Raw genomic sequence first — 18,653 nt, 5'->3', positions numbered from 1 at the left:
CGTTTCACTCCTCCACAGACGCGGGCACGGTCTGATCTTCGGTCGGTTCTGTACGCTCCCGGAAGTAGACCCGCGAGCGGAATCCGATGTGGACGATACAGATGGTGCCGACGACGGAGATGACGGCGACCCGCGTGAAGTGGTCAAGGAGTGCGAGGGAGGTCCCGGTGGCCGCGGCGACGTCGAACTGGGTGAGCACCCCTGCGAGGACCGACTCGTAGGAGCCAATGCCCGCGGGCGTCACGGCGACGACCTGCGAGAGGAATGCGGCGACGCCGGCGGCCAAGGTCTGGACCGCGGGGAGCGCGACGCCGAACGCTCGCGCACTCACGTACAGCGTACCGACTTCGAGTAACCAAACGGGCGCGCTCAGGAGTGCAGTGAGGGCGAGTGCGTAACGGTTCTGGGCCACCTGCGAGAGCGCCTCGTTGAACGCCGCCATGGTACCGCTGGCGTTCGGAAGCACGGGTTCGAGTACGGAGACGACGTGTTCGTCGAGAACACAGATTGCGACGAGGCCGATTGCGAGCAGCACCGCAATCGTGAGCGCGCCAACGGCGAAGTCGGACACTTGCTGGGTCTCGACGACCACCACGGCGACGAAGAGCATCGTTGTGCCGAGCGTGACCATGTCGAGAATACGCTCAACTACGACCAATCCGGTCGCCACTCCGAACGGCACGTCCTCGGTGGATTTGAGGGCAAGGCCGCGAACGACGTCACCTGCCCGCGCCGGAACGAGGAAGTTTACGAACCACCCGGCGACAATGCACCTGAATACGCCACCTACACTCGCCAGGTGGCCGGACGTGCGGAGCAGGACGCGGTAGCGCCACGTTCGGAAGACGAATGACAGGAGATACACGAGCGCCGCGACGGCGACGAGGGTAGGGTTGGCGCCCGATACGACCCCAAACACCTCTGTGAACCCCGTCACCGAGAAGAATCCGACGAGGACGAGCAGCCCGAACACGGCAGTGGCGAGCAGGCGCACCGGGCCGCCGCCTGTGACGACGCGAACGATGTCTCGCAGTCCAGCTACGTTCCCGAGGACGAACATCTGTGCGAGTCGTTTCAGGTACAGCGGCCCCTTTCGGGTGGCGTTGAGCTTGCTCACGCCCGCGTCCCGGCTCCGCCACGACACCGGGACTTCCGTGCTGCTGAACCCGTGGATGTGCGCCCGTAGCGGGAGCTCCGCGGTTAGGTCGAAGCTCTCCGATTCGAGGTTCTCCACGCCGATCTCCTCGATGACTTCGCGCCGGTACGCGGTGAACGCGTTCGTCACGTCCCTCGCGCGGATGCCGAACGCGAGTCGGATTAGGTTGTTGAACGAGCGGTTGTAGAACAGCTTCAACGGGGGATAACCGTCGACTTGCCCGCCCGATGTGAATCGCGACCCGTAGGCGACGTCGTAGCCCTCCTCCAAGGCGCCGACCAGTTTCGGGATGTCCGCGGGGTCGTCCGACAGGTCGCCCATGAACGGAATCAGGGCGTCGCCGGAGGCCACCGCAAGCCCCGCCTTAATTGCGTTCCCGAACCCGCCGTCGGTGGTCCGGTGCACGACGGTCACCTCGTCGAACTCCTCGGCAATCTCGTCGCAGATACGGCCGGTCGAGTCGGTGCTGTTGTCGTCGACGAGAACGAGTTCCAACTCAAAGTCGACTTCGGCGAGTTCCGTCCGCACACGGTCCACTAGTCGCCGGAGATTCCCCTCCTCGTTGTGGGCCGGGACGACGACTGAGACCTGCATTCCGAACGAGGTTTAACGAACCCTCCTCAAAACTCTTCCCTTGTGCGGATGGGAACGACGCACTTTTTACGGAATTGTGGCTGGGTATACGCATGAAGGCTATCATCCCCGCTGCAGGACAGGGGACGCGTCTGTATCCGCAGACGCACACGAAGCCGAAGGCGATGGTCCGATTGGCTGGTAAACCCATACTGGGCCACATTCTTTCGAACTTGACCGAGACGCGAATCGATGAAGCCGTTATCGTCGTTGGTGGTCCGATGAAAGACCAGATTGTACGATATGCGAAGCAGTCCTTCGGTGACGAGTTCGAGTTTTGGTTCGTCGAGCAGGAGAGCGCCGAGGGACTCGGCCACAGTATTCACCAGACTGAGAGCGTTGCACGCGGCGATTCACTCCTCATCGTACTCGGCGACATGCTCTTCGAGAAAGGTTACAACACGTTTCTTGCCGCTCACGAGGAACTGGGGTCCTCCGACGCCAGCCTCGGCGTGAAGACTGTCGAGGAGCCCCAGCACTATGGTGTGGCGGAACTCGAAGACGATCGTCGTGTTGAGCGACTCGTCGAAAAACCAGACGAACCAGAGTCGAATTACGCAATTAGCGGAGTCTACGTCGTGGAGAACTCCCCACTGCTCTTCGATGCACTGGCCCACCTAGTCGAGAATAACATCCGCGGCGCCGGAGACGAGTACCAACTAACTGACGCCCTCCAGCGGATGATCGACCAGAACGCGCGCATAGATATCTTCGAGGTCGAGGACTGGTACGACTGCGGACGCCCGGAAACACTTCTTGAGGCGAACCGCGTACTCCTCTCCAAGCTAGACACGAACGGGTCGTCAGCTATCGATAGCGCAGTCGTCGTTCCACCCGTGGATTTCGGTGACAACATCAGTGTCGAGGAGAGTGTGGTCGGACCACACGTTAGCGTAGACGACGGGGCTTCAATCACGAACAGTGTCATTCGAGACAGCATCGTCGGTCAGAATGCGACCCTCGAGAACGTGAACCTCGAGCAGAGCATCGTCGGCGACGGTGCGACGGTCCGGGGCGAAGCGAACCACCTGAACGTTGGCGATAACAGCACCATCAACCTATGACTGTTACTCCTCACTCTGTCGTCACTGGTGGTGCCGGTTTCGTCGGTAGTCACCTGGTCGATTCTCTGCTCGCAGACGGCCACCGGGTAACCTCTCTCGACAATTTTGGAAGTGGTCGACCACAGAACTTGGAGCACATCGACTCCGCGCGCTTCGATTCGGTGGACCACGACGTCCGGGAGCCGTTTCCTGACCTCGGAGACGTGGATTACGTGTTCCACTTCGCATCTCGCGCGAGTCCGAAAGACTTCGAGTCCCACGCCGTCGAAATCGCCTTGACAAACAGCCAGGGCACTCACAATGCGCTCTCCTATGCCCGGGAGCACGATGCCCGCGCCATCCTCGCCTCAACGAGTGAGATCTACGGCGATCCAGAGGTACATCCCCAGACTGAGGAGTACAACGGCAACGTGAACGTTCGCGGCCCTCGAGCACCGTACGACGAGAGCAAGCGATTCTCTGAGGCACTCGCCGTCGCATTCAGACAGCAGTACGATATCGATATCAGAACAGTCAGAATCTTCAACACGTACGGGCCGCGAATGCGACCAGACGACGGCCGAGTGATTCCGAACTTCCTCTCCCAGGCACTACGTGGCGACGAACTGACAGTGTATGGGGACGGTACACAGACGCGGAGCTTCTGCTACGTCGACGATCTCGTGCGGGGAATCCGCGCCTTCGCCGACGCAGACCCGTCCGTGGCATCCGGCAAAGTAATCAACCTCGGGAACACCGAGGAGATCGAAATCAGGGAGTTGGCGGACGTCGTCGTCGACGTGCTGGACGCAGACAGTGGCATCGTCTTTGAAGACCTTCCGCAAGACGATCCGCAGGTACGCCGGCCGGACATCAGTCGGGCGAAACAACTCCTCGAATGGGAGCCGACCGTCTCACTTGAGCGGGGTATCGGGCAAACAGTACCCGATTTCGAAGAAAATCTCGGCGTCGATACCAACTGAACCGCGGGGTTTTTGCCCGACCCAGTAAACGGAGTCTGTATGACCAGCGTGCTTGTCACTGGCGGTGCTGGATTCGTCGGCAGCCACATCGTCGACGAATACGTCGACGCAGACTACGACGTGACGGTCGTCGACAACCTCACCGATCAAGTCCACGAGGACGAACCTGACTACCTGAACGACGACGCAGAGTACGTTTGGGGTGACGTCCGCGACCGCGAGTTGATGATCGACCTTCTCGAGGACGCAGATGTCCTGAACCACCAGGCCAGCGCCGTGGGTGTCGGCCAATCGATGTACGAGATCGAGAAGTACGTCGACGTGAACACGTTAGCGACTGCCCGCATCCTCGACATAATCGTCAACGACGACATCGAACTCGAGAAGATGGTGGTGGCGTCGTCGATGTCCATCTACGGCGAGGGTGAGTACTACTGTCAGGACTGCGAGAAATCCCGGCATCCCTCACTCCGGAGCGAAGAACAGATGGGTAGTGGCGGCTGGGAACACGTCTGCTCGGAGTGCGGTTCGACGCTCGAACCCGAACCGACGCCCGAGTCGAAGCCGCGGGATAGCACGAGCATCTACGCGATAACGAAGAAAGACCAGGAGGAGATGATGCTCTCCATCGGTCGCGCGTACGACATCCCGACCGTTGCGCTGCGTTACTTCAACATCTTCGGCAGCCGCCAGGCACTCGACAACCCGTACACCGGCGTCTGCGCCATCTTCTCGAGTCGCATCAAGAACGGTAATCCCCCGCTCGTCTTCGAGGACGGCGAACAGACCCGGGACTTCATTCACGTGAGTGATATCGCGAGAGCGAACCGACTTGCCGTCGAGTCCGACGCGGAAGACGTTGCTGTCAACGTTGGTAGCGGCAGTCCGACCACAATCAACGAAGTAGCTGAAACGCTCATAGACCTTTACGACAGGTCCGCTGAACTCGAACCCGAAATCGCGAACGACTATCGTCAGGGGGATATCCGCCACTGCTTCGCAGACCCGACGAAGGCCGACGACAAGCTCGGGTTCGAAGCCGAAATTGGATTCGAGGAGGGAATGCGTGAACTGGTCGAGTGGGGCCGTGAGCAGGAAGCAGAGGACAACTTCGAGAAGGCGCACCAAGAACTGGAAGAGAAGGGCCTAGTTGGTGAAGACTGAGGAGAAGAGGAATACCTTTGTCTTGGAAGTCTCACTGGCTCTGTATGAGCATGCCAGACGCAGTTCTCGTCACTGGCGGTGCGGGTTTCGTCGGCAGTCATGCCGTGGAGTACTACGCCGAACGAGGCGCCGACGTTACGGCACTCGACAACCTCAGTCGAGTCGACACACTAGAAACGGCGGACGATAGCCGGAACACGGCGGCGTACAACTGGAAGTACATTTCAGAGAACCATCCCGGTGTCGATCTCGTAGAGGGTGATATCCGTGACGAGGAACTTCTAGAAGAGGTTGTAGAGGGTCACGATGCAATTGTTCACACCGCAGGCCAGGTCGCCGTCACTGCCTCGATTCAGGACCCACGAACGGACTTCGAAGTGAACGCTCTCGGGACGTTCAACGTTCTCGAAGCAGCACGGAAAGCAGACAGTGATCCAGCAGTCGTGCTAGCATCGACGAACAAGGTGTACGGTGACAACGTCAACGGGATTCCAGTCCGTGAGGAGGACACGCGGTACCAGTACGACGACCCCGACTATCAGGACGGTATTCCGGAGTCACTATCTATCGACGACTGTGAACACACTCCATACGGGGTGTCGAAACTTACGGCGGATCTCTACGTACAGGATTACGCCGATCGGGGAGAAGTCGACGCTGCCGCGTTCCGAATGAGTTGCATCTACGGAACGCGCCAATTCGGCAACGAGGACCAAGGTTGGGTAGCTCACTTTGCCATCAGCACACTCCGGGACGAACCCCTCACCATCTTCGGCGACGGGAAACAGGTCCGAGACGTCCTCTACGTGAAAGACCTGATTCGAGCATACGACGCATTCCTCTCCGATCCGGAAGGGAAGCCGGCAGTGTACAACGTCGGTGGCGGGCCAGAGAACACCACTAGCTTACTAGAATTCCTCGATATACTGGAGGACGAGACCGGGAGAAGAACGGACATCTCGTACGACGAGTGGCGAGAGGGAGACCAGAAGGTGTACGTCTCGGACATTTCTCGTGCTCGGAACGAACTAGACTGGGAACCCCAGGTGGGATTTGAGGAGGGCGTCGGTAGGTTCATCGACTGGTGGAGCAACCGCTGAACTAAACCGTCGGGTCCCAGACGGGGTTCTAATCGATCAACGTCCCGATGCTTGCCCAAGCTTAGTGGATAGGGTGGCCCGGAAACTTCACAAGGCTTATTCGCGCGCTGGCCGCCCCTACGGGTAATGAGCGAGAAGACCGAAGCGTCGAGGGAGTCCTCCCTCTCCGTCGATACAGCCCTCGACGCTCTCGAAGACTGGTACCACGTGCCCGCGCTCGGCGCTGTGCTCGCGTTCATGCTATGGGTTCGGGTCCAGTCGTGGGAGAACTTCACGCGGAACGGGCAGGTGTACTTCTCCGGCAACGACGCCTGGTACCACTTCCGGCAGGTGATGTACACGGTCGACCACTGGCCGCAGACGATGCCGTTCGACGTCTGGACGGCATTCTCTACTGGGACATCAGTCGGCCAGTTCGGCACGCTGTTCGACCAGATCGTCGCGACGGCGGCGCTCGTCGTCGGCCTAGGCGACCCTTCGCAGAACACGGTCGCGATGACGCTGCTGTTCGCGCCCGCCGTCTTCGGCGCGCTGCTGGCCATCCCGGTCTACTTCATCGGGAAGCAACTCGGCGGCCGCATCGGTGGCGTCTTCGCGGCGGTCATCCTCGCACTGCTCCCCGGCTACTTCCTCCAGCGCAGCCTCGTCGGCGCGGCCGACCACAACGGCGCCGAGCCGCTGTTCCAGTCACTCGCCGTTCTCGGGACGCTCGTCGCACTACGGGTCGCCGAACGCGAGAAACCGGTCTACGAACAGTTCCTCGACCGCGACATCGCGGGCCTCCGGAGAGTCGTCGCCTGGAGCATCCTCGCGGGAGCCGCGGCTGCGGCTTACATGTGGATGTGGCCGCCGGGCATCCTCCTCGTGGGTATCTTCGGCGTCTTCTATCTCGTGAAGCTGACCAGCGACTACTACAGCGGTCGGAGCCCGGAGCACGTCGCCATCGTCGCCGCGGTGAGCATGGCGACGACCGCCCTCCTGATGCTGGTTACGCTCTCGACCACTAGCTTTTCGGCAACAGAGTTTGGGTTACTCCAACCGTTGTTCTCGCTGGCAGTTGCTGTGGGCGCCGTCTTTCTAGCATGGCTAGCACGGGAGTGGGACGAACGTGGGTTTACTAGCGCTTCGTTCCCGGTCACAGTGTTCGCTATAGTCATCGTCGGTGTGGGGGTAACCGCGGTTGCTCTACCGAGCTTCTGGGGTATGATGGAGTCGAATCTGCTTCGTTTCATCGGATTTAGTTCTGGTGCAGCACAAAGAACAATCGGCGAAGCCCAGCCGTTCCTCTCCCGGACGAACGCGTACGGTCTGGGGATGTTCGGCGTCATCTTCCTGGAGTACGGGCTCGCGTTCTTCACGGCGCTGCTCGCGGCGGCCATCATCCTGCTGCGTCCGCACCTCGAGAGCGGCAGTCTGAAGCGGCTCGCCGGCGCCGCTGTCGGCGTCGCGGTCGTTCTCCTCATGTTCGCCGCGCCCGGCTTCCCGGCGTGGATCGGCGATCTCTTCGGCATCGGCGGGCAGCTCACTGCACTCGGCATTGTCAGCATCACGCTGGCGGCCATCGCCGTGACCGGCGACTACGACGCTGGGCCGCTGCTGGTCGTCGTCTGGGGCGCGTTCATCACCTCGGCGGCGTTCACGCAGGTGCGGTTCAACTACTACCTCGTCGTGCCGGTCGTCGTGCTGAACGCGTACCTGCTCGCAAGCGTGCTCTCGGTGCTCGACCTCGACCGGCCCGCCTCGACCATCGAGGACGTGAGCTGGTACCAGGTCGGCACGGTCGTGATGGTCGTCCTGCTCGTGCTGGTGCCGGTCGCGGCACCCGCCCTCGCGGAGGCGACGAACAACGACTCCGTCCGAGGGAGCGCGTCGCCGATCACGCTGACGAACGCGAACAACCAGCAGGTGCCGCTGCGGTCTGCGATCACTGTCGGTTCGTCGAACGGTCCCGGCGCTGTCGTCCAGTGGGACGACGCGCTCGAGTGGATGCAGACGCATACGCCGACCGAGGGTGAGTTCGACGGCGCGTCGAACGCTGAGGCCATGGACTACTACGGGACGTACTCCCGGACTGGGGACTTCGACTACCCCGACGGTTCCTACGGCGTGATGTCCTGGTGGGACTACGGCCACTGGATCACCGTCGAGGGCCAGCGCGTGCCCCACGCCAACCCGTTCCAGCAGGGCGCGAACACGGCCGCGAACTTCCTGCTCGCCCAGAACGAGTCGGAGGCAGCGGATGTCCTCGCGGGCATCAACGAGGACGACGCGGAGACGAAGTACGTCGCCGTCGACTGGAAGATGATCATGCCGCCGCGTCCGGACCTCAGCTCCGGACAGTCGAAGTTCGGCGCGCCGCTGGTGTTCTACGATGGGCCGCGGGAGTTCAGCGGTAACGACTTCTACCGGGTCGCGTACAACGCCCAGTACGAGAACGGCCAGATCCAGAGCGCGCGCTACCTCCAGCAGGCGCCGCTCGTGAAGAGCCAGCCGTACTTCGAGTCGATGATGGTGCGGCTCTACCGCTACCACGGGAGCGCGAAGCAGGCCCAACCGACGGTGCTCGACTGGCGGGAGACCCGTACCAGCCGGACCGGACAGGAACTGCTCGTCTTCGACTCCTCGACGCCGAACGTCCAGCAGTTCGCCAACATGAGCGCCGCCGAGGCGTACGTCGCCAACGACTCGACGTCACAGATCGGTGGCTTCCAGGACGTCCCGACCCGGGACGTCGAGGCGCTCGAACAGTACCGGCTGGTGGGCGTGAGCGACGACAGCCTGGCGCCGGCGAACCTCATCCTGAACGGGGAGCTGAACTACGCCTACATGCCGACGTGGGTGAAGATGTTCGAGCGCGTCGAGGGCGCCGAGGTGACCGGCACCGCGCCCGCGAACACGACGGTGACCGCGACGGTGGAGCTGAACCTCACGCAGATGACGAGCAGTCAGGACGGCTCTCACCCGACGTTCACCTACAGGCAGCACGCCGAGACCGGTCCGGACGGCGAGTTCACGATGACGCTGCCGTACTCGACGACGGGCTACGAGAACTTCGGGCCGGAGAACGGCCACACGAACGTCTCGGTGCGCGCGGCCGGCCCCTACGAGTTCTCGACGGGGAACACGACCGCCGAAGACGGCCTGACGGTCGTGAACTGGAACGCGACGGCGGACGTGACCGAGGCGCAGGTGCTCGGCGAGTCCGAGGATTCGGTGACCGTCGACCTCGAGCGGAACGTCGTCGACGAACCCGAGGGCGCACAGAACAACACGTCCGCGTCTGTGAGCGCTCCGGACCCGTCGTCGATTACTGCCGAGGGCTCCTCGGACGCTACGGGCGACGGACCTGCTGACTCACAGCCGACGACTGCCGGGCTGACCGCCGCTGCACTGCCCGCCGTCGCCGGCCTCCTGGTCCATCGTACTGGCTGATGGCGGCTAGTGACTGGGCCGCCGTCTACCTGAAGGGCGCGGCGATGGGCGCGGCGGACGCGGTGCCGGGCGTCTCCGGCGGGACGATAGCGCTCATCACGGGCATCTACGAGCGCCTCGTCGGCGCGCTCGCGGCGCTCGACCCGCGGGAGGCCGTGGGGCTCCTTGCGCTCGTGCCGGACCTCGGGAACGACGGCGTCCGCGCGGAGTTCGGGGGGACGCTCTCGGAGATGGAGGTTCCGTTCCTCGCGATTCTCGGAATCGGCGTGCTGAGCGCCGTCGTCACGGTGGCGAACCTCGTGGAGGTCGCCTACCACGACTACCCCGGGCTCACGTTCGCGTTCTTCTTCGGTCTCATCGCGGCTTCGGTCGTCGTGCTGTTCGACGAGGTGTCCGCGGACACGCCGGGCCGAGTGCTCGCGGGCGTCCTCGGGTTCACCCTCGCGTTCGTGCTCAGCGGGCAGGCGCAGGGCGACGCGCTCCCGGGCGGCCTGCTCGTCATCTTCGTCGTCGGGGCGTTCGCCATCTGTGCGATGGTGCTGCCGGGCGTCTCGGGGTCGCTCATCCTGCTGACCGTCGGGAAGTACGAGACGATGACGGGAGCGGTGAGCGCCACGACGGACACCCTGTTCGCGGGCGAGTTCGGGCAGGCGGTCGACCCGCTGACGACGCTCGTCGTGTTCATGTTCGGTGCGCTCGTGGGCATCCTGTCGTTCGCGCGGGTCGTCCAGTGGGCGCTGGACACCTACCGCGCAGCGACGCTGACGTTCCTCGTGGCGCTGATGGCGGGTGCGCTCCGCGCGCCGGCCATCCGCATCGCCGACGCGACGCCCGAGTGGACCGTCGCCGCTGCGGTGCCGCTGCTCGTCTCCGGCGTGGTCGGCGCCGGCCTCGTGCTCGCGCTCAACGCCGCGACCGGGGAGCTGGACTACTGACGGCCGAGGCGTTTTCTTCGTCGCGGACCAACGGGCAGTCATGAATGGCACGTTCGAACGCGACACCGTCGCCCAGGTCGCGTCCACCCTCGGCGTGAGCGAGTCCGGCCTCGCCTCTGCCGCCGCGTCGGTGCAGGCGGCCGTCGATGACTACCCGGGCACGACCGTCGACGGCCTCGTGTACGAGTGGCGCCAGGCGTTCCGCGAGGACCCGCTGGTCGAGCGGACAGGGGCGCGCTGGGTGCTGCGCGTCCCCGAGCGCGTCTGGGAGGACCTCTGTAACCGAGCCGGCGTGCGGGACGACTTGCGCCTCGCCCTCGCAACGCTCCACGGGACCGAGTCTGCCGAAAAGGATGACGAGGCGGACGACGACGTGGACCGCGTGACGCTGGTGCTGGGTCGCGCCTGAGCAGACTCAGTCGTCACGGACGTCGGCGTCGGCGGGGTTCGCCGCGTCGAACTCGTCGACGAGTGCGTCCAGTTCCGCCGGGTCGTCGTGGCCGACCAGCGGTTCGGCTGCGGTCCGGCACGGCTCGGCCACTCCGAGACGGTCAGCGACGTGGTCGGCGGTGGCCTCGGCCATCAGCCGGTAGGTCGTGAGTTTCCCGCCGACGATGGTGGTCAAGCCTGGAACGCCGTCCCGGTCGGCGTGGTTGAGCAGGTAGAAGCCCCGAGAGATGGCGCGAGCGTCCTCGCCGTAGGACCGCGGGCTGTACAGCGGGCGGACGCCCCAGTACGCGCGTTCGACCTCGTGGTCGTCCAGTTCCGGCAGGAGCGCGCGACACTCCGCGAGGACGCGCTCGACCTCCGCCTCGTCCTCGGGGACGTCGTCGGGGTCCGCGACTTCGACGCTGGTCGTGCCGAGGACGACGCGGTCGGCGTGGGGCACGACGATGTCGCCGTCGGCGGCGGGCCGACAGCGGTTCAACACCGTGTCGAGGTCCGCGTACTCTACGACGACCATCGCGCCCTTCGTCGGGTGGAGGTCGAGTTCGACGCCGGCCGTGGCGGCCAGCGAGTCGGCCCACGCGCCCGTCGCGTTGACGACGTGGTCGGCGTCGATTCTGCCGACGCCTCGCACGTCTGCACCGACCACGCGCCCGTCTTCGACGAGGAGACTGCGGACCGGGGTGTGCGTGTGGACGCTCGCGCCGTGGCCGCGGGCGTCCGCGGCGGTCGCTGCGACCAATCTCGAGGGGTAGACGACACCGTCCGGGACTTCTGCCACTCGCTCGGTGTCCGCCGAGAGTCCTGGTTCGTCCGCGCGGGCCGCCTCGCCGTCGCGCACGTCGACGGGGATGCCGACGTCGCGGCAAGCAGCGACCTTCCGCTCGAAGTAGTCGGGGTCGTCGCCGGGGAGTTGGACGAAGAACCCACCCGTGGCGTCGACGCAAGCGCCCGCGATGTCGCGGAGGATTCGGCTCTCCGCGATGCACTCCGCGGCGCCCTCTGGGTCGGTGTCGGCGTAGCGCGCGCCGCTGTGGAGCAGGCCGTGCGAGCGCCCGGAGGTACCGCTCCCCAGGCTGCCGCGCTCGACGAGGGTCACCTCCACGCCGCGCATCGCGAGGTCGCGGGCGACCCCGACGCCGGTCGCTCCCCCGCCCACGACGAGGACGTCAGTCTCGTGAGTCACGTCCGGAGTTCTGCGTGCTGGCACTTGGACGTACCGAGAGCGCTCGCGCCGGTCGGGTGGCGGCGACCGTTCACGCGACCGAGTCCCGAATCCACGCGCCGAACTCGGGCGCCACGTCGTCCTCGTCGAAGCGCTCGACGCAGGGGACGTCGTAGGTGTGGACGCGTTCGACGGACGCGGCGAGGTCGTCGTACGCGTCGTCGGTGGTCTTCGCGAGCAGGATGGCCTCGTCGTCAGTGACCACGTCGCCCTCCCAGCGGTACACCGAGCGGCAGTCGACGACGTTCACACACGCGGCGAGTTCTTCAGTGACGAGTCGCTCGGCCAGGTCGTCGGCCGCGTCTTGGGGTGCGGTGACGTAGGCTGTCGGCATGGCTGGGAGGTGGGAAGCGGACGGCAAAACGGCGTCGGCCGTCGGCGGTTGGTCGTCCCTGCGGGACTCGCTGGCTCAGTCCTCGTACGCGAGGCTCATGATCCACTGCGAGAAGGCGTCGCCCTGCGGGTCGACCTCCTCCTCGCCGACGAACGGCGACAGCATCTCGCCGGCCATCAACAGCGAGAAGTCGAGGTTGCGCTCGTCGATGACGGGCGTGATGAGGTAGGTGGTGTTCCCCTCGTGGACGCTCTCCTCGCGCTCGACGAGGCCCTTCTCCTCCAGTTTGGAGGCGATGCGACTCCCCTTCCGCGAGGAGACGTCGAGTTCCTTCCAGAACTCGCTCTGGTGGATACCGAGCGTCTCCCGGACGAGTTCGAGTCCGTGCTGCTCGTCCTCCGAGAGTTCCGCCTCGGTGGCTTCGGCGCTCATATGCGTGATACGTACCGCGACCCGTTTAAATGTGGTCGTTCACACGCCGGTAGTCGTTCTCACAAGGCGGGCCCTCGGCGAACTCGTAGTCGACGCTCCCATCGGCCGAGATTGCGAGCAGGGACGACGAGCGCGTGCCGTAGCCGTCGTGGTGGAGGCAGACGCCGGCGTCGTGGTCGCGCATTGTCGTCCGGGCGGCGTCGTGCCACGCGGCCCGCGAGTCGTGGCCAGACAGCGCGTCCCGCACCCAGCGGGACTTCTCGGTGGCGTCGTCGTATCCCGCGTTCACCACCGCGTGCGTGCCGGGGTCGAGGTCGTGGGTGCGGAGCACGCCGTCCCACTCCAGCAGCACGCAGTCCTCGCCGTCCGCGAGCAGGAGGTTGAACCCCGAGTAGTCGCGCTCGGCGAGCTCGCGCTCGACGCGCTGGAGGGCGTCCATCGCGCTCTCGGCGCCGAGCGCGTCGGTCACGAGCAGGCCACGCGAGCGCTCGCCCTCGACGTCGGCAGGACGGTTCGTGACGCCGACGAAGACGCGGTGTTCGTTCACGCCGATCCACGTTCCGCCGGCCTCCTCGTCGCGGGGCATCAGAACGCGGGGCTGGTCCCCGCGGACGGCGGGCGGCGAGGACGGCCGGCCGACTGCCTCGTCACGGTTCGCGGCGACCACCAGTGGCGCGTCGTCGAACTCGCACCACGCGAGAGCCAGCGTACACACGGGCCACCGTAGGGGCCGCCCGCACTTAGTTCTCGTCGGCGAGCGCGCGCCGAACGGCCTCGCGGTCGACCGTCCCCGAGGCTGTCCGTGGGAGTTCCTCGGCGAACGCCACCACGCGGGGGCGCTTGTAGCCCGCGAGACGGTCCTCGCAGAACGCTTCCAGGGCCTCGACGGTCACGTCGCCCGCCGGGACGACGAGTGCGCCCACCCGCTCGCCCCACTCGTCGTCCGGGACGCCGACGACCGCGGCTACCTCGACGCCGGGGTGGGACTTCAGCACGTTGCCGACTTCTTCCGGGTGGACGTTTTCGCCACCAGTGACTATCTGGTCGGCCCGCCGCCCGCCGACGTGGAGGAAGCCGTCCGTGTCGACGCGCCCGCGGTCGCCCGTCCGCAGGCCGAACTCGCAGAACGACTCTCCTCTCCCGCCTACGTATCCTGGGGTGACCGTCGGGCCCGACACGACGAGTTCGCCGACCTCGCCCTGGGACACGGGGTTGCCGTCGTCGCCGACGACGGTCACCTCGGTGCCGAGCAGCGGGCGGCCGACGCTCTCCGGCCGCTCTCGCGCCTGCTCAGGACGGAGCGTCGCGACCTGGGAGGCGGTCTCGGTCATCCCGTACGTGGGACAGACCGGCACGCCGGCGTCGAGCGCGCGCTCCACGAGTTCGGGGGGCGTGGGCGCACCGCCGACGAGCGCGAACCGCAGCGAGTCGGACACCTCGCCCGAATCGAGTAGCCGGCGGAGCATCGTCGGGACGAGCGAGACGCCGGTGCAGTCGTAGTCGTCGAGGGCGGCCAGCGTGTCCGCGGCGTCGAACCCGCGGGTCAGGACAGCGGTCGTACCGTAGAGCGCCGACCGGAGGACGACCGAGAGGCCGCCTGTGTGGTACATCGACAGCGGGCAGAGCCAGCGGTCGTCGGGGAGCACGCCGAGGCGGAACGCCGACGCGACGGCGCTCGCGGCGACGTTCCCGTAGGTGAGGCGAACTGCCTTCGGCGACCCCGTCGTTCCGGAGGTGAACAGGAGCGCGCGGGTGTCGCTCCACGCGAGGTTGGCGGCCTCGAACTCCGCTGTGTTCCTGCCCGCGAGTTCCGGCAAGTTCCCTGCGTCGACGCTCGCGACGGGCGCGTCGAGTTCCCGGGCGTCGTCAGCAGTTTCCGCCTCGCAGACGACGGAGACCGGTTCGACAGCCCGCACCTGCTCCTGGAGTTCCGGGACGGCGAGGCGCGCGTTCAGCGGGACGAGGGTGGCGCCGAGGCGGGCGCAGGCGAACGCCAGTCGGGCGAACGCGGGCCGGGTCTCCATCAGCACGCCGACGCGGTCGCTGGATTCGACGCCGAGCGCCGCGAGTCGGCCCGCAGTCACCTCGACCGCGTCGTCGAGTTCGTCGTACGTCCACGCCTCACCGTTCTCCGCGTCGATCAGCGCCGTGGCGTCGGGGTTGCTCGCCGTCTGCAGCGCGACCGCGTCACGCATCGAAGGCCCCCTCGACGCCGTGTCCCGGTGCGTCCGGGACCGCCATCCGACCGTCCTCGACTGGCGCGGGGTCCGGGGCGAGGTCTTCAGCGAGGCGGTCGGCGGTGGCGAGCCCACAGGCCGGGAGGTCGGGGACGCTCGCGGCGAGGTGGAGCGCTGCGGTCCGCGCGACGACGGCGTCGATTGTCGTGGTCACGACGGGTTCGACGCCCGCCTCGCGAGCTTCGAGGGCGGCCTGGCGGGCGCGGTCGACGCCGCCGAGCGCCATCGGCTTCAGCACGACGTAGTCCGCCGCGTCGAGGATGGCTCCGAACTCGTGGGTGACCAGCGCCTCGTCGAGCGCGACGCCGACGCCGTCTTCCTCACCCAGGCCGCGGTGCCCCTCCAGGTCGTCGGCCGAGAGCGGTTGCTCGACGTACGACACGTGGAAGTCCCGCAGCCGGTCGAACGCCTCGCGGGCGCGCTCCCGGGACCACGCGCCGTTCGCGTCGGCGCGCAGCGTGGCGTCCGTCTCGTCGTGTGCGGCGCGCAGCCGTTCGACGTCCTCGTCGAGCGAACGCGCGCCGACCTTCACCTTCACCGTCTCGAAGCCCGCGTCCGCAGCGTTCCGGACGGCGTCGGCCGTGTCCGCCGCGCTCGCGTCGCCGACCGTCGCGTTCACCGTCACCGTGTCGGCCGGGTCGTCCGCGAGGTACGCGGCGAGCGGGACGCCCGCTTCCCGGGCCTCGGCGTCGAGTTTCGCCAGTGAGACGGCGTGGCGGGCGGCGGGGGCGCCCTCGCAGGCGTCGAGCGCGCCCGCCCAGTCGTCGGCGGCGTCGGCGTCACGGAGCGCGCTCCCGCAGTCGTCCTGGGACTCCGTCCACCCGGGGAGCGGGGTGGCCTCGCCGACGCCGCCGTCTCGAGCGAACAGGAACCCCGAGCGGTTCTCGATGGTACCTCTCGCCGTCGGGAGCGGTCGCGCCAGGGGGAGGGTGAAGGCTCGAATCATACTGCGAACCCGGCGGCGAACAGCGCCGAGTACACCGCGAGTAATTGGCCGGTGCGAGAGAGCGCGGGGTTGAGCGCCTCGCCGTCGGTCCGCGAGAGCAGCGTGCGGGTCACCGAGACGGCGAGCGGGAGCGAGAGCAGCGGGAAGAAGACGGCCGCGCTGTACCCCTCGACGTAGAACCAGAGAGGCACGACGTAGGCGAGCGCGAGCAGCGCGACGAACTGGACGCGAGAGGCGGTGTAGCCGAACCGGACCGCGAGCGTGCGCTTGCCCGTCGTCGCGTCCTCCTCGCGGTCGCGGACGTTGTTCACGACGAGGATGTCCGTCGAGAGGGCCGCCACGGGGAGGCTGGCGACCAGCGCCGCCGTCGTCACAGTCCCCGGCGGAATCGTCGTCGTCAGCGGGTCGGCGAGGTGGGTGACGGCCTGCACGTAGAAGGTGCCGGTGACGGCGACCACGCCGAAGAAGACGAAGACGAACAGGTCGCCGAGGCCGTGGTAGCCAAGCGGGTACGGGCCGCCGGTGTACGCGATGCCGGACGCGACGCTAGCGAGGCCCACGACGACAATCGGGAGGCCACCGACGTAGACGAGGTAGGTGCCGTCGAGGATGGCGAGCGCGAACGTCGCGTACATCGCGAACTTCACGCGCTCGGGTTCGATGAGGCCGCCCGCGGTGACCCGCGTGAACCCCTCGCGCTCGTCGGTGTCCGCGCCCTGGACGGCGTCGTAGTAGTCGTTCGCGAAGTTCGTGCCGACCTGTATCAGCGCCGCGCCGACGAGGGCGGCGAGCGCCGGGAGCGCCGCGAACAGGCCCGCGTGGACCGCGAGCCCTGTCCCGACGACGACGGGTGCGGCGGCCGCCGGCAACGTGTGCGGGCGGGCCGCCATCAGCCACGCCTGCCGGCGCGTCACGTCAGCCGTGTCGCTCATTGCTCGGCTCTACGGACAGCGGTACAAAAGCGGTGGCGGTCGGTCGTCGGCCTTCCGAGTCGTCACCTCCGGCGCCAGAGATACGTGTTAGCACCCCTCTATGTCAGATTGTGGTACGAACCCAGCGTTTATACAGACGACCGGTCGTTGGTGGCACGAATGTCCATCCCCTCGGCCCGGGCCGATAGCCGGGCGCCGGCGCGGATACTCGGGACGAGCGTCGTCCTCGGTCTCCTCATCGTCGCCGACGCCGTCGTCCGGCTCCTCGGCTCCCCGGAGGAATCTGCGGTTTTCCTCGCCTTCGACAGCGCGTTCCTCGTCGGGGTGGCGACGATGGTGCCGTTCCTGGTGGGTATCGCGTACGCCGGATACTGGCTGGCGGGCAGCGACCTCGACCCCCAGCGGTTCGGGCGCATCTGGCGTTGGACGGTCGTCGGCGCCGTCGTGTCTGCCGTCCTGAACCTGGCTCTCATGACCGTGCTCCCCGTCGACTCCGCGCTCATGGGGTTCGCTTGGCTCCGCTGGGCCGTCGCAGTTGGTGCGGGCGTCGGCGTCCTCATCGGCGTCGTCGAGGCCCGGGCCATCCAGGCAGCGACGGACGCCGAACGCACCGAGGTCCACGCCGAACACCTCGAGGCCCAGCGTGACCTGCTGGACTACCTCAACAGCCTCCTGCGCCACGAGGTGTTGAACGCCTCCAACGTCATCTCGGGGTACGCGTCGCTTCTGAAGGACGACCACGACCAGGAGACGCCCGTGTACGAGCACAGCGACACGATACACCGCCGCAGCGAGGAGATAACGAGAGTCATCGAGGACGTCCGTGTCCTGCTGCTCGCGACCGACGGGGAGGCGACGGCTGAACCCGTCGACCTCACGGAGACGCTCGTCGAGGAGGTCGCGAAACTCCAGGACCTCGACGAGACCGTGGTGGTCGAGACGTCGATGCCCGAATCAGTTCACGTCTGGGCGGACCCGTTGCTGCTCCGCGTGTTCGGGAACCTGCTGGCGAACGCCGTCGAGCACAACGACAGCAGCCCGCCGAGGGTGTCCGTGAGTGTGGACGCGGCCGACGACCGCGTGACCGTCGATATCACAGACAACGGTCGTGGCATCCCCGAGGAGGAGGTCGAGACGCTGTTCGACCGCCCGTCACAGCGGACGGCCGACCACGGGTTCGGGACGCACCTCGCGGCCAAACTCGTCGAGCAGTATGGGGGCTCAATCGAACTGGTGGAGACGGGGGCAGCGGGCAGCACGTTCAGGGTAACACTCCCGCGAGCGACGGCGTCCAGTGAGCCGGGGCAATCGCCAGCCGACCCCACCTCCTCGTTCGGCACGTCCGTCGACTGAACGGCGGGCCGGCGGGAAGTACCCGCACGGCACACGACGACCCGTGCGCCGTCAGGTTGCCCGTGCGGTGTCTTATGGGAGACGACGAATAAGTGACCGATACGCCTCGGCGGCGGTCGAAAAAGGGTGGCCTAGAGGGTTCTCGGGTCGGCGAATCCGGCCGGAACGAGCGCTAAGGGCTGGTACAGTGGACACCGACGGGACAAAGCCGACGTTACTTGATTAACTATCTCGCCGGCTTTTCTGTCTCAGAACCCAACGGATTCGCGCAGGTACTACGACTCATGGTCAAGACATCTCA

Annotated in this window: 16 protein-coding genes; 8 read left to right on the top strand and 8 right to left on the bottom strand. The window is 66.2% G+C overall.

The features are described from left to right. Positions 1–4 precede the first annotated feature (4 nt). Positions 5–1,750: a polyprenol phosphate mannosyl transferase 1 (Ppm1) gene (locus HALDL1_11000; GenBank protein AHG04068.1), complete on the bottom strand. Its 1,746-nt coding sequence runs from the start codon at positions 1,748–1,750 to the stop codon at positions 5–7. A 92-nt stretch (positions 1,751–1,842) separates the two neighbouring features. Here HALDL1_11000 and HALDL1_10995 point away from each other — a divergent pair, with 92 nt between their 5' ends. The 7 genes from HALDL1_10995 (at position 1,843) to HALDL1_10965 (ending at position 10,855) form a co-directional block, all read left to right on the top strand. Then, a complete protein-coding gene (locus HALDL1_10995) occupies positions 1,843–2,853 on the top strand; it encodes a dTDP-glucose pyrophosphorylase (protein ID AHG04067.1) in 1,011 nt (336 codons plus the stop codon). Further along, positions 2,850–3,815 (top strand): epimerase, encoded by a 966-nt coding sequence (locus HALDL1_10990; protein ID AHG04066.1) that lies wholly within the window; start codon positions 2,850–2,852, stop codon positions 3,813–3,815. The genes HALDL1_10995 and HALDL1_10990 overlap by 4 nt, the downstream gene beginning before the upstream one ends. Positions 3,816–3,854: 39 nt before the next feature. Further along, on the top strand, positions 3,855–4,979 hold the full coding sequence (locus HALDL1_10985; protein ID AHG04065.1) for a nucleoside-diphosphate sugar epimerase: 1,125 nt from the start codon (positions 3,855–3,857) through the stop codon (positions 4,977–4,979). A 44-nt stretch (positions 4,980–5,023) separates the two neighbouring features. Continuing rightward, a complete protein-coding gene (locus HALDL1_10980; protein ID AHG04064.1) occupies positions 5,024–6,079 on the top strand; it encodes a nucleoside-diphosphate sugar epimerase in 1,056 nt (351 codons plus the stop codon). 126 nt (positions 6,080–6,205) lie between these two features. Continuing rightward, the gene (locus HALDL1_10975) at positions 6,206–9,511 is read left to right on the top strand and encodes a transmembrane oligosaccharyl transferase (protein ID AHG04063.1); all 3,306 of its coding nucleotides are present in this window, start codon (positions 6,206–6,208) and stop codon (positions 9,509–9,511) included. Beyond that, positions 9,511–10,446, top strand: a complete 936-nt coding sequence (locus tag HALDL1_10970; protein AHG04062.1) for a hypothetical protein — start codon at positions 9,511–9,513, stop codon at positions 10,444–10,446. The genes HALDL1_10975 and HALDL1_10970 overlap by 1 nt, the downstream gene beginning before the upstream one ends. Positions 10,447–10,486: 40 nt before the next feature. Next, positions 10,487–10,855: a hypothetical protein gene (locus HALDL1_10965; protein ID AHG05299.1), complete on the top strand. Its 369-nt coding sequence runs from the start codon at positions 10,487–10,489 to the stop codon at positions 10,853–10,855. A 6-nt stretch (positions 10,856–10,861) separates the two neighbouring features. Here the strand turns inward: HALDL1_10965 and HALDL1_10960 are convergent, their stop codons facing one another. The 7 genes from HALDL1_10960 to HALDL1_10930 all read right to left on the bottom strand — a co-directional run bounded on the left by HALDL1_10960 (position 10,862) and on the right by HALDL1_10930 (position 16,999). Next, entirely contained in the window at positions 10,862–12,079 is a 1,218-nt protein-coding gene (locus HALDL1_10960; protein ID AHG04061.1) for a glycerol-3-phosphate dehydrogenase, read from the bottom strand. A gap of 70 nt (positions 12,080–12,149) precedes the next feature. Beyond that, complete coding sequence (locus HALDL1_10955) at positions 12,150–12,452, bottom strand: divalent cation transporter (GenBank protein ID AHG04060.1); 303 nt, start codon at positions 12,450–12,452, stop codon at positions 12,150–12,152. 75 nt (positions 12,453–12,527) lie between these two features. Further along, the gene (locus tag HALDL1_10950; GenBank protein AHG04059.1) at positions 12,528–12,884 is read right to left on the bottom strand and encodes a transcription factor; all 357 of its coding nucleotides are present in this window, start codon (positions 12,882–12,884) and stop codon (positions 12,528–12,530) included. A gap of 25 nt (positions 12,885–12,909) precedes the next feature. Next, a complete protein-coding gene (locus HALDL1_10945) occupies positions 12,910–13,599 on the bottom strand; it encodes a hypothetical protein (GenBank protein AHG04058.1) in 690 nt (229 codons plus the stop codon). Positions 13,600–13,624: 25 nt separating this feature from the next. Further along, the gene (locus HALDL1_10940; GenBank protein AHG04057.1) at positions 13,625–15,079 is read right to left on the bottom strand and encodes an O-succinylbenzoate-CoA ligase; all 1,455 of its coding nucleotides are present in this window, start codon (positions 15,077–15,079) and stop codon (positions 13,625–13,627) included. After that, positions 15,072–16,067, bottom strand: a complete 996-nt coding sequence (locus HALDL1_10935) for a chloromuconate cycloisomerase (GenBank protein AHG04056.1) — start codon at positions 16,065–16,067, stop codon at positions 15,072–15,074. The genes HALDL1_10940 and HALDL1_10935 overlap by 8 nt, the downstream gene beginning before the upstream one ends. Beyond that, positions 16,064–16,999 carry a 1,4-dihydroxy-2-naphthoate prenyltransferase gene (locus HALDL1_10930; protein ID AHG04055.1) on the bottom strand — a complete coding sequence of 312 codons (936 nt, stop codon included), beginning with the start codon at positions 16,997–16,999 and terminating at the stop codon, positions 16,064–16,066. Before HALDL1_10930 ends, HALDL1_10935 begins: the two co-directional genes overlap by 4 nt. A 159-nt stretch (positions 17,000–17,158) precedes the next feature. Here HALDL1_10930 and HALDL1_10925 point away from each other — a divergent pair, with 159 nt between their 5' ends. Further along, positions 17,159–18,352 carry a histidine kinase gene (locus HALDL1_10925; protein AHG04054.1) on the top strand — a complete coding sequence of 398 codons (1,194 nt, stop codon included), beginning with the start codon at positions 17,159–17,161 and terminating at the stop codon, positions 18,350–18,352. Positions 18,353–18,653: the final 301 nt, after the last annotated feature.

It is taken from the genome of Halobacterium sp. DL1, from assembly GCA_000230955.3.
In the GTDB taxonomy this organism is placed as follows: Archaea; Halobacteriota; Halobacteria; order Halobacteriales; family Halobacteriaceae; genus Halobacterium.
This window is presented reverse-complemented; position numbering and strand designations above follow the sequence as displayed.